At 58.5% G+C, this 11,745-nt stretch carries 11 protein-coding genes and 1 pseudogene; 3 read left to right on the forward strand and 9 right to left on the reverse strand.

Annotated features, from left to right (window positions below; genetic code table 11):
• Positions 1 to 170: 170 nt before the first annotated feature.
• The 4 genes from ACW8F6_RS17430 to yrfG all read right to left on the reverse strand — a co-directional run bounded on the left by ACW8F6_RS17430 (position 171) and on the right by yrfG (position 4,054).
• Positions 171 to 1,721 (reverse strand): phosphoenolpyruvate carboxykinase, encoded by a 1,551-nt coding sequence (locus ACW8F6_RS17430; RefSeq protein WP_491577164.1) that lies wholly within the window; start codon positions 1,719 to 1,721, stop codon positions 171 to 173.
• A gap of 277 nt (positions 1,722 to 1,998) precedes the next feature.
• Positions 1,999 to 2,901 (reverse strand): Hsp33 family molecular chaperone HslO, encoded by a 903-nt coding sequence (gene hslO, locus ACW8F6_RS17435; RefSeq protein WP_491577165.1) that lies wholly within the window; start codon positions 2,899 to 2,901, stop codon positions 1,999 to 2,001.
• Positions 2,902 to 2,973: 72 nt separating this feature from the next.
• On the reverse strand, positions 2,974 to 3,378 hold the full coding sequence (locus ACW8F6_RS17440; RefSeq protein ID WP_491577166.1) for an RNA-binding S4 domain-containing protein: 405 nt from the start codon (positions 3,376 to 3,378) through the stop codon (positions 2,974 to 2,976).
• The gene (yrfG, locus tag ACW8F6_RS17445) at positions 3,371 to 4,054 is read right to left on the reverse strand and encodes a GMP/IMP nucleotidase (protein WP_491577167.1); all 684 of its coding nucleotides are present in this window, start codon (positions 4,052 to 4,054) and stop codon (positions 3,371 to 3,373) included. The genes ACW8F6_RS17440 and yrfG overlap by 8 nt, the downstream gene beginning before the upstream one ends.
• Positions 4,055 to 4,193: 139 nt before the next feature.
• Here yrfG and cysQ point away from each other — a divergent pair, with 139 nt between their 5' ends.
• Both cysQ and ACW8F6_RS17455 read left to right on the forward strand, forming a co-directional pair.
• Positions 4,194 to 5,036, forward strand: a complete 843-nt coding sequence (gene cysQ / locus ACW8F6_RS17450; protein ID WP_491577168.1) for a 3'(2'),5'-bisphosphate nucleotidase CysQ — start codon at positions 4,194 to 4,196, stop codon at positions 5,034 to 5,036.
• 118 nt (positions 5,037 to 5,154) lie between these two features.
• Positions 5,155 to 5,370, forward strand: a complete 216-nt coding sequence (locus ACW8F6_RS17455) for a hypothetical protein (RefSeq protein ID WP_491577169.1) — start codon at positions 5,155 to 5,157, stop codon at positions 5,368 to 5,370.
• 6 nt (positions 5,371 to 5,376) lie between these two features.
• On the opposite strand, the gene ACW8F6_RS17460 is transcribed toward ACW8F6_RS17455, so the two are convergent.
• Entirely contained in the window at positions 5,377 to 6,258 is an 882-nt protein-coding gene (locus tag ACW8F6_RS17460; protein WP_491577170.1) for a DMT family transporter, read from the reverse strand.
• 24 nt (positions 6,259 to 6,282) lie between these two features.
• A complete protein-coding gene (locus ACW8F6_RS17465; protein ID WP_491577171.1) occupies positions 6,283 to 7,020 on the reverse strand; it encodes a substrate-binding periplasmic protein in 738 nt (245 codons plus the stop codon).
• 59 nt (positions 7,021 to 7,079) lie between these two features.
• On the opposite strand from ACW8F6_RS17465, the gene chrA reads away from it, so the two are divergent.
• Positions 7,080 to 8,231, forward strand: a complete 1,152-nt coding sequence (gene chrA / locus ACW8F6_RS17470) for a chromate efflux transporter (protein ID WP_491577172.1) — start codon at positions 7,080 to 7,082, stop codon at positions 8,229 to 8,231.
• Here chrA and ACW8F6_RS17475 read toward each other — a convergent pair.
• The 3 genes and pseudogenes from ACW8F6_RS17475 to ACW8F6_RS17485 all read right to left on the reverse strand — a co-directional run.
• The gene (locus tag ACW8F6_RS17475; RefSeq protein ID WP_491577173.1) at positions 8,181 to 11,336 is read right to left on the reverse strand and encodes an efflux RND transporter permease subunit; all 3,156 of its coding nucleotides are present in this window, start codon (positions 11,334 to 11,336) and stop codon (positions 8,181 to 8,183) included. The genes chrA and ACW8F6_RS17475 overlap by 51 nt on opposite strands.
• The gene (locus ACW8F6_RS17480) at positions 11,333 to 11,554 is read right to left on the reverse strand and encodes a hypothetical protein (RefSeq protein WP_491577174.1); all 222 of its coding nucleotides are present in this window, start codon (positions 11,552 to 11,554) and stop codon (positions 11,333 to 11,335) included. Before ACW8F6_RS17480 ends, ACW8F6_RS17475 begins: the two co-directional genes overlap by 4 nt.
• Before the next feature lie 5 nt (positions 11,555 to 11,559).
• Positions 11,560 to 11,745, reverse strand: a pseudogene (locus tag ACW8F6_RS17485) (efflux RND transporter periplasmic adaptor subunit); the annotation flags it as partial.

Below are 11,745 nucleotides of genomic sequence, written 5' to 3' on the forward strand. Positions count from 1 at the left end.
CATTCACTGCGGGCTTGGCAGCGGACAGCTGCCACACTTGTGCAGCCTGTGTTGCTGGAGCCAGCAAAAACTAAGCTGACACCGGTGATAAAACACGCGCCCACAAAAAAGGGGTGACACTGTCACCCCCGTTTTGTTTGCACCGCTTGGGCGAGCTGTTGCCAGCTGCCTTATGCTTTAGGTCCGGCCGCTTCTACGTCGGCAGATACCTTAAACTTGGTGATGTTTTTAGCAAACAGGCCAGCCAGCTTAGCGGCTTGCTCGTCGTAGGCGGCCTCGTTGTTCCAGGCCTTGCGCGGGTTCAAGTACTTGGCGTCGACGCCCGACACCGACACGGGGATATCCAGATTCAGGGTATCCAAGTGCTCGGTGGCCACACCTTCGAGCGAGCCATTTTGAATGGCGGCAACCACTGCGCGGGTCACGGGAATGGGGAAGCGCTTGCCGGTGCCATTGGCACCGCCGGCACCGCCGGTCCAACCGGTGTTAACCAGGTACACTTTCGCACCAAAATCCTGCACGCGCTTCATCAACAGCTCGGCGTATTCGCGCGCAGGGCGCGGCATGAAGGGTGCGCCAAAGCAGGTGGAGAAGGTGGGGTTAATGCCCGCTTCCGCGCCCAGCTCAGTGGAGCCAACACGGGCGGTGTAGCCCGACAAGAAGTGGTAGGCCGCAGCCTCTTTCGACAGGATAGATACCGGCGGCAATACGCCAGTCACGTCACAGGTCAGGAAAATGACGTTCTTGGGCTCGCCCGCACGATTTTTCTCAACGCGCAGCTCCACGTGTTCCAGCGGGTAGGAGCAGCGCCCGTTTTCAGACAGGCTAGTGTCGCAGTAGTCGGCCACGCGCTTATCGTCTACCACCACATTTTCTACAATGGCGCCAAAGCGAATGGCATCCCAAATCACCGGCTCGTTTTTCTGCGACAGATCGATGGTTTTGGCGTAACAGCCACCTTCCATATTAAACACCGCGCCCTTGGCCCAGCCGTGCTCGTCGTCGCCAATCAGGTAGCGCTCAGGGTCGGCAGAGAGGGTGGTTTTACCTGTGCCAGACAGGCCGAAGAACAAGCAAGTGTCGCCGTCTTTGCCGACATTGGCCGAACAGTGCATGGGCATCACATCGACGGCGGGCAACAGAAAGTTCTGCACGGAGAACATGGATTTTTTCATTTCGCCAGCGTATTTCATACCGGCCAGCAACACTTTGCGCTGGGCAAAGTTAATGCACACGATACCTTCTGAGTTTGTGCCATCGCGCGCGGGCTCGCACTCAAAATTGGCAGCGTGCAAGATTTGCCACTCGTCGCGGCCTTTGGGGTTGTACTGGGCGGTGCGAATGAACATATTGCGCGCAAACAGGTTGTGCCACGCCGTTTGGGTGGTCACTTTCACCGGCAGGTAGTGATTCTCGTCTTCGCCCACGTGCAGCTGAGACACAAAGCGGTCCTGGTTGCCCAGGTAGTCTTCAACCCGCGCCCACAGGGCATCGAATTTGTCGGCGTCAAAGGGGCGATTGACGTTACCCCAATCGATGGCCGCTTCGGTGGAGGGCTCTTTCACAATAAAGCGGTCAGCGGGCGAACGGCCAGTGCGCTCGCCGGTTACCGCCAGCAGTGCACCGGTGTTGGTCAGGCGGCCTTCACCGCGTTTGAGCGCTTCTTCGATCAGTTGCGCAGAGCTGAGATCCGCGTATACGGTCGCAGTGGCTTGGGTCATTTCTCTCGTCCTGTCAGCGTGATTGCATTAACTATTCAGGATGGTGCCCGCCTTGCAGGGCTATCCATCAATCTAGCGGTCGGCAGGGCCGCCGGCTGAGCTAACCAAAGCATAGCGCCTGGCTAGCCACCCCCAAGTCTTTTTGCCCGGGTTTTTGCAGTGGCGGTCATAGCCGCCACCTTATGATGTGACTTTTAAGGTGGCGCATTATGCCAGAGTTCATTCACGCGAGCGATAGTGAAAGGTTCAGGAATAACCAAACTTATGTTTGGTGAGATCAATGCAGGGTGGGGGGTTCGGCATCAAACAGCGCGTCGATTTGCTGCGCCTCAAAGCGGTACTGCTGGTTGCAAAACTGGCAGTCGATGGTGATATGTCCTTGTTCTGTAAGGATTTCATTCAATTCTTCCCGCTTTAATTGCGCCAGCGCATTCAAGCTTCGGCTCTCAGAGCAGGTGCAGGCAAAGCGCAGCGGCTGGGGATCAAACAGGCGCACAGCCAATTCATTGAATAATCGATATAGGTTTTGTGAATGATCTAGATATAACAATTCATCAGGCTTTACAGTGTGTGCCAGTGCCACCACCGTGTCCCATTGATTGGCATTGTCGTTCTCATCGGCTACCAGTTGCTTTGGCAACGCCTGTACCAACAAACCACCCGCGCGCTTGCCGTCGGCCGCCAGCCACAGGCGTGTGGCCAATTGCTCAGACTGGGCGAAATAGGCTTCCAAGCACTGGGCTAAGGTTGGCTGATCCAGGGGCACAATGCCCTGGTAGCGCTCGCCCTTATCGGGGTCGATTGTGATGGCCAAGACGCCACTGCCCAGCAGGCCGGTTAGGCTGGTGTCTTCAGACAAGGCGAATTCGCCCGACTCGCCGGGCCGGGCAATGCCGCGCAGCGCCTGGTGGCGGGTGCACTCGGCCATCATCAGCGGCACCGGCCCGTCGCCCTGGGCCTGCAGGGTAATCACGCCGTCGAACTTCAAGGTCGACGACAGCAGCGCCGCCGCCGCCAGCATTTCGCCCAGCAGTTGTTGGACCGGTGCGGGCGCCGGATTGTGGGCTAGCACATCGCGGTAGGCCTCGGCGAGGGTCACTTGTTCGCCGCGGATGTCGCTCTCGTCAAACAGAAAGCGTTGCAGTATGTCGATGGTGGGCTGAGAGGTGGCGTCAGACATGTAAAGTTAACCGTTTGGCAAAAAGCGGTATTTTACACCATGGCTTCCCAGCCCGGGCCAGGGAAGTTTGGCCTAGCCCGGCGGGTCTTGGCTTTCGTCCACCACCCGCCGCACAAACCGATGAATTTGGCGGCGCTGTTTTTTGTTGGGCCGACCCTCTGTGTGTATCTCGCCGGCCAACGCCTTGCGCGCCGACTGCTGCTCAGTGCGCGCGGCCAGACTGGCCTCGGTCTCGCGGTACAGCAGCGCCGCCTCCGGAGCACCCCGGCGCTGGTCGGACAACGCCAATACTTCCACCACCTGCTCGTCGAAGCCGCGCCTGATGGTAATTAGCATGCCCGCGCAAATGTCTTTGCTGACCTTGGGCCGGTCGCCGTCGACGCGCACCTTGCCACCCTCGATGGCGGCCTTGGCCAGGCTGCGGGTCTTGAAAAAACGTGCGGCCCAAAGCCATTTATCGATCCGTAGCTTATCCACGCAGGGCCGCCTGCAGGCCGGGGAAGAGCTCATCAAAATGGTCGATGGCCGGGTAGCCCTCCAAGCGCCTTGGCGTCTGGCTGTCCGGCTGATGTATACCCAGCAGATGGCCAATGCCAAAATCGCGCGCCGAATCCAGCACCCGCACCGTGTCGTCCACGAATAGCGCCCGCGCCGGGTCGAAGGGTTCCCGCGCCACCAGTGCACGCCAAAAGGCCTGGACCTCTTTGGGCTCGTTAAATTCGTGTGAGGAAATGATCAGGTCGAGCCATTGATCCAGCGCCGTCACCTCCAATTTGAGCGATAACCCCTTGGGGTGCGAATTGGTAATCAACACCACTTTTTTGCCCAGCTGGCGCGTCAACTGCAGAAATTCAGCTACGTGGGGCCGCAGCTGAATCTTATGTTTGATTTCCGCCTTTAACGCCATGATGTCCACTTGCAACTGGGTTGCCCAGTAGTCCAGGCAGTACCAGTTGAGCGTGCCTTCGATGGCGCGGATGTGGGTCAGCAATTGATCGCGCACCGCGCTTTCGGGCTGGCCGCGCAGCTGCGCCAGGCGTGCGGGCAGGTGGTCCAGCCAAAAGTAGCTGTCGTAGTGTAAATCCAACAGCGTGCCGTCCATATCCAATAGAACGGTGTCGATGCCGGCCCAATCGATTGCGGGGTAAGTCATAAGTAAACCTTTTTAGCCAAGGGCAAAGTTTATACGAGCCGGCACCGCAAATTCGAACTTTTGCGACGGCGGCCCCAGAATTGCCCACAGGGCTTTGACTCTGTGCGTTAGAATGGGGGGCCCACCAAAGGAGAATGTCGTGCAACCACTGGATGCCAGCACCAAAGAGCAATTACTGCAACAGTTGATCCCGCTGGCGCAAGCCGCAGGCCAAGCAATTCTTGCGGTCTACCACGGCGCCGATACCCCCGAGGTGCAGCACAAGCAGGACAAGTCGCCCCTGACCGCCGCAGACCTGGCTGCACACCGCATTCTGGTAGAGGGGTTGACCCCCATGCTGGCAGGCGTGCCAGTCTTATCTGAAGAATCGCAGCTGCCCGACTACGAGGTGCGCGGCGGCTGGCACCGCTACTGGCTGATCGATCCGCTGGATGGCACCAAGGAGTTTGTAAACCGCAACGGTGAATTCACCGTCAACATTGCCCTGATTGACGAGGGTGTACCGGTGTTAGGCATTGTTTACGTCCCGGTGAAGCAGGTGATGTATACCGGCGCGCGCGGCCTGGGGGCCTTTAAGGACACCGGCCAGGGCGCGCAACCCATCCGCTGCCGAGCGGTAAAAGAGGCACTGGCGGCGGGCGAGCCCATCGCGCTGGTGGCCAGCCGCAACCACGGCGCCGAAGCCGTACAAAAGCTTATGGCGCGCTTGGAGTCAGACACCGGTAAACCGGTGCTGACTCGCAATATGGGCTCGTCGCTGAAACTCTGCTTAGTGGCCGAGGGCATGGCCGACCTCTACCCGCGCCTTGCTCCCACCAGCGAGTGGGATACGGCCGCCGCCCAGGCCATTGTCGAAGCCGCCGGTGGAGTAGTAGTGGACGAAGATTTTAAGGTTTTGCGCTACAACCAAAAGTCCGACATCTTAAACCCCTTCTTTTACGTGATTGGCGATACAGGTTACCCCTGGCAGACGCTTCTCTAGACAACTGCGGCGCGCATTAAGCCCGCATAACCACATAACAGATTGATCTGGAAATAACCTGGGGCCAGCCGGTAGTTTGACTATGCTTAGTTAAATTCACCGGCTTCATGGAGCCCCTATGGCAAAGCCCCAACGCGAGTGTCACATAGGTGTGGGCTACAACCGCACCGGCCCTCTTAAAGAAAAGCTGATCCGCGAAATTACCGGCTATGAGCGCCAGCTGCAGGCCCTACAAACCCAGTCGGGACCTGTGGATTTTTCCCTGTTACAAACTTACAAAGAGCTGATCGCCTGTCGCCAGACAGCGCTCAAGGGGCTACCCCGCGACACCTGACACAAATTACGCCGGCGGCCGCGGGCTGGCCGGCACCGGGTCGTCGCCCAGCCACAGCACCCAGCAGGCACTTAACACCACCAGCGCAATTCCCACAAAGCTCCACAGGCTGGGCAACTCCTGCCAAAATAGCCAACCCCACAGGCCTGCAAAAACCACGCTCATGTAAGAAACCGGCGACAGCACGCTGGGCTTGGCAGCGCGGTAGGCCAAAGTGTACAGCCACAGGGCTAGCGACAAGCCCAATCCCAATAAAATCAGCAGCCCCCACACCCACAGTGGCGCCGGTGCCAGATGCCAGAGTGCCAGCGGTAGGCTCACCAGCAGGGCGATGGAAAAGTAATGCAGCAATACTGATTCGTTGGACTCGGTTTTCGTCAGCAGGCGGGTGGTGATCATGCTAGTTGCCATCATCAGCGCCGCAAACAACGCCATCAGGTGCCAGAGATTCACGCTTGCAGGCCAGGGTCGCAATATCACCAGTACGCCGACAAACCCCAGTGCTAGCGGGCCCCAGCGCCGGCCGGGCACCCGGATTTTAAGCCACAAGAGGGCAATCAGCGGCACCAGTAACGGAGCGCTGTTGCGCAGCAAGGTGGCATCCACGAGTGAGATATGTGCCAGCGTGCTGTAGTAGGCGTAAAAGGCAAACAGGCCCGCTAGGCCGCGCACCCAATGCAGGCCGCGCCTTTGCGTGTCAAAAGCGCGGCGGCGTTTACGCCACAGCAGGGGCAGGTATAAACACAGACCTACCAAGTATTGGCTGGCCACCACCACGTGAATAGACACCTGCTGAGCCGCCAACTTGGAGCCCGCCGCCACCAGGCTGGCCAGCAGCGACGTCAATAGACTGTAAAGCAGCGCGCGCTGCAAAGAAGAAAGGTGCACTGGGGCCTCGATATCAGGGGCAGTTTACTGCAGGAAGGGTGTAAGGCTAGGGAAGGCCTGCGCCAGGTCGCCGCTTTGCTGCAGCCGGTAAATGGCGGCGTTAACCTTGCGCTGTAGGCGCACGCCTTTGCTATTGTTTAAAAAGCTGTAGCCCAGATATTTGTGCGCCAGTATCGCCTTGGCGTCGTAACTCAGCAACGGCAACTCGCGCCTGTCGCACAGAAACATCACTTCATTTTTGCTCATAATCACCGCATCCAGGCGGCCACTTTCCAACATGGTGTAGAGTGCCATGCCATTGACCGCGTGGCTTACGTACAGACCCGGCACCTCCGCTAAGGGCAGCTGCAATCGGTAGCCCTCCAAGAGCCCCACGCGCTTACCCGCCAGCCCTGCCAAAGTTGAAATGACCGGCGCATTTGGCGCCGTGAAAATATAGAACTCCACCCGCATCAGCGGCGCCGAGTACAACACGTCGACCTTGAAATTGTTGGGCACCCAAGAGGGGTAGTAGCCATCCACCGCACCCGACTCCATCAACAACAGCGCGCGGGCCTCAGACAGCACTTTGAGCTGATCTTCGATGCCGGCGGCGCGCATGAGGTAGCGGTGCAGTTCCACCAGCAAACCGGTTTTATTGGTCTCCAGGTTGCCCGAAATCCGGGGCGCCACAAATTGCACCGCCTCGCCTTCGGCCCAGGTTGGGCTGGCGCCTGAGGCCACAATTCCCCACAACAATATCGCTGCGGTGAGTTTTATCATGACGCACAAGCCCGTATCATTTTCATCCCCCAAACATAGCACAGGCACACGGCGCCAGTATGGCTTCACCAGCGCAGATATTCCTGGAGTTTCTTCGATTGGGCTGCACCAGCTTTGGCGGCCCGGCGGCACACATCGGCTTTTTTCAGCGGCGCTTTGTCCAGGAGTTAAGCTGGCTGCACGCCGACGATTTCGCCAATACCCTGGCCCTATGTCAATTTCTACCGGGGCCAAGCTCCAGTCAACTGGGATTTGCCATTGGCTACAAGCAGGCCGGCCTGGTCGGCGCAGTAGCGGCCTTTGCAGGCTTTACTCTGCCCTCGGCACTGCTCATGCTGCTGGCCGGCCTGGGCGCCACCTGGCTGTTGACGCCTGGCCCCTGGGCGGCGGTTATCGGCATGCTGCAGCTTACCGCAGTGGTGGTGGTTGCCGATGCGGTCATCGCGCTGTTTTCTCGCTACTGCCGGACGACACCTCTGCGTTGGTTAGCCGGTCTCTGGTTCGTGGCATTTTTACTGCTGCCCTCCCAACTGCCACTGCTGCTAGTGGCCGGGGCCCTGGGCTATATCGGCACTAACAAGCAGGCGCCGACGGCGATCGCGACGCCGCCGGGCGCAGGCCCTAAATTCAGTTGGCTGCTCGCCGCGGCTGCCTGCGCACTGGCGGGCCTCTGGCTGAGTCAGCACGGGGAGGGCGCCAGCCAGATTACGGCAGGCTTTGCCCACGCGGGACTGTGGGTCTTCGGCGGTGGTCACGTGGTGCTACCACTGCTGCAACACCAGTTTCCCGCTTTGGACAGCGGCCAGTTTCTAACGGGCTACGGCCTCGCCCAAGCCCTGCCGGGCCCACTGTTCAGTTTTGCCGCCTACCTGGGCACCCAACTCTACGCCCAGCCCATCTTGGGCGCGCTGCTGGCCCTGTTGGCGATTTTCCTACCCGGCTTTTGCCTGTTGCTGGGCCTGTTGAATCACTGGCAAAGCCTGTCGCAGAAACCCCGTTTGCAGGGCGCCATCGCGGCGGTCAATGCCGCCGTGGTGGCCTTGCTGGCGGCTGCCCTGTGGCAGCCGCTAATCAGTCACAGCCTGCACACCTGGGGGCAACTGGCCATGGCAGTGACGGGCTTGGCGCTATTGCGGGTCGCGCGCCTGCCGGTGCTGGGGCTACTCGGTTTGGCGCTGATCGCCGGCCTGGTGCAGGGGTTGAGCGGCTAGGCCAAACACTCGCAGCAAACGGTGCTTGCTCTGTTGACCGGCCAAATACAGACAGGGCACCAGAATCAACGTGACGGTGGAGGCCAGCAGTACGCCAAAGGCCAGGGAAATCACCATGGGTATGAGAAAGCGCGCCTGCACGCTGGTTTCAGCCATGATCGGCACCAACCCAATGAAGGTAGTGAGCGAGGTCAGCACAATAGCCCGAAAACGGTCCGTACCCGCCTGACTCACGGCCTTGAGTAAATCCAGCCCCTGTTGGCGCAGTTGGTTAATGCGATCGATTAACACCAGGTTATCGTTCACCACAACACCGGCACAGGCGAGAAAGCCGAGCATGGATAACATGCTGATTTCGCGCCCCATAATTAAGTGGCCAAGCACCGCACCCATAAAACCAAAGGGTATGGCCGACATAATTAACAGCGGCTGGCCATAGGATTTAAACGCCACGGCCATCAGCGCGTAAATCACCATGAGCGAAATAATAAAATCGCGCAACAGTTCATCCATAAATTCGTTTTGCGCTTTCATATCGCCGCCCACCTCCAGGCGAAAGCCCAAAAACTCCTGTCGCCACTGGTCGCCGTTGCGGGCCATTAAATCTTCGACAATGGCGAAGGCCTCTGCCGAGTTGTCTCCCTCAAGCTCCGCGGTAACCGAGTTGGAGCGCTGACGATCAATGCGATTAATTTCGCTAAAACCCTTAACAAAATCTATCCGCGCCACAGTTTCGAGTGGCACTTCCGTTTGCTGAGCCGTGCGAATGCGAATGCTGCTCAAGTGATCTACGCTTTCGCGCTCGGCGCGCGGGTAGCGCACCATGACCCGCACGTCTTCTTTCCCGCGCGGAATACGCTGCGCCTCGGCGCCGTAAAATCCCTGGCGCACTTGCTGCGCCACATCCTGCAAACCAAGACCTAACAACTCGGCATCGGGCTTGAGCGACAGCTCCAGCTCGCTGCGAGCGGTTTGCAAGCTGTCCTTGACATTCTGCACACCGGGGTAGCGCTGCAGCGCAGCTTTCACGGCATCCAGTGCCTGCTGTTGCCGCGTCAAATCGTTTTCGCTTATCGACACGCGCAACCGAATGGCTTTGTCGCGGGCGTTAATGGTAAAGCCCACATCCACATCCAGTGCTTTGTCGATATCGCCGATGAGTTGTCGCCAGCGCTGAGCCACGGCGCGCGAACTAACCTCTCGATGTTCGGCATCCACTAACGCCAAGCGCAAGCGCACGCTGGTTGGAGTTGCCCAGGATTCGATACTGCGAATAAAGTTGGCATTGCCTTGGTTGTCGGCGATTAATTGCGGGTCCTGTTGCAATTGTGTCGCCGCCGCTTCTATGCGCTGCTGCACATCTTGGGCATAGCTAAACGGCAAGCCTTCTTCCAAGGTTACCGCCGCGCGCACAAAATCGCTGGGCACCTGTGGCATAAAAGACTGACGTACCCAGCCGGCACCGTAGATGGTCATCACCACTAAAAAAAGCGCCACAAATGTCGCAATTGGCACCGACACATTGTTTAAACAGCGCACAATAAACGGCTGGTAGTAGCGGTTCGCGGCGGTTGCCAGGGCGCCGGCAAACGCGCCTCGCACTTGCGCCAGCTTTTTCATGGGCAGCGATCGCGGCGGCTTTTCCGGTTTTAAATGCGCCAGATGCGCCGGTAAAATCAGCATCGACTCCACCAGTGAAAACACCAGGCAAGCAATTACAATCACGGGAATGGGGTAGACAATGTCGCCCAGCTCGTTGGGAATAAACAGCATGGGCACAAAGAAAATCATGGTGGACACCACCGCAAAAAATACCGGGCCCGCCACTTGTTTGGCACCGCCGGCGGCCGCGGCTTTGCCCTGCATGCCGTGCTGTTGTGCAGTGTAAATACTTTCGCCGACGATGATGGCATCGTCCACTACGATGCCAAGAATCAATAAAAACGCAAAAAGCGATAGCATATTAAAACTGACGCCCAAACTCGGCATCAGCCACATGGCGCCGGCAAAGGCCACCGAAATACCCGCGCACACCCAAAGTGCCAGCGCGGGTCGCAGAAAGAGCATCAACACCACAAACACCAACACCAAGCCGCTGGCCGCATTGCTGGTTAATAAATTGAGTCGCCCCTGAAATACCTTGGACCAATCGCGACTGATTTCCAGCGCCATGCCTGCGGGCAAACGCTGCTGCACCGCATCCAAATAGCTTTGCACCGAGGCCGCCGAGGCCAGTACATTGGGATTTTCCGTAACATACAGCTCGATAAACACGGCCGGCTTACCCTGGAAGCGGGCAATAAAATCCGTTTCCGCAAAACCGTCGGTAATGGTGGCAACATCGCGCAGGCGCAGCTGCGCGCCCGACGCTTGGCTCGCGACGACGATTTCGCCGAATTGTTGCGCCGTGTACGCCTGACCGCGGGATTGAATTTGCAAATCGCCCTGTTCACTTTTTACCTGGCCGGCGGGCAGATTGACGGACGCGCGCCGGATGGCGCTGACCACTTGCTCAAAGGTCAATTGATGCTGGCGCAAACTCGCCTCGCTGACCTCCACGGCCATTTCGTCGCTGCGCGTGGCATCTACCTCAACAATGGTAACACTTGGCAGCAAGGCAATTTCATCGCGCAGCCACTGGGCCGTTTCTTTTAATGCGCGCTCATCCACATCGCCGTATAACGCCAGGCTCATAAGTTCACTTTGAAACAAGCGCTCGCGCACTTGCGGACGCTCTGCATCCACGGGAAAGGTGGTAATGCTATCCACTTTGGTTTTCACATTGTTGAGCAGGCGCTGGGTATCGTAACCGCCAGCCACCTGCACAATAACCGTGCCGCTGTTTTGCTGCGCGCGGCTGGTGATCTCTTTAATGCCGTCCAGGCTCGCCAGCGCCTCTTCGATGCGGATACAAATTTGCTCTTCCACTTCGCGCGGGCCAGCGCCGGGGTAGGGCACGGTAATTTCGATACTGTTGGCAAGCGCGCCCGGAAACACTTCTTTGTTAGTGTTGGCCACACTGAGGCCACCGCCCACCAAAATAAGCAACATCAGTAAATTGGCGGCGACCGGGTTTTCGACAAACCATTGAATCAATCGGTTCATGGACGCACACCCTGTTCGTGGGGTACCGCTTGCACGCTGACACCCGGGCGCAGATAACCTTGCCGAGCAGTGGCGATGCGGGCACCGGCGGACAATGGGGCCCTAAGCCAAGCGTAGGCGTCGTCGCTATCGAGCACTTCGACGGTCACAAAAGCCGCACGGTTATCGGCATCAATGTGCACCAATGTGTCGTGCTTGTAGAGCGCCGTACGCGGCACTTTAATCACCTCTCAATGGGTTTACCGCTAATGTCCGCGCGCACAAACAGACCCACCACCAGAGGCATATCGGGGTTATCTGCCTGTCGCACTTCGGCCACGGCGTTGTACATGCGGGTGCGGGTATCCAGGCTGGCATCGGTGCGCGCGATACGACCCCGCCACTGCACTCGTTGACCGGCCACTTGGCC

The organism is Simiduia sp. (genome assembly GCF_058345725.1).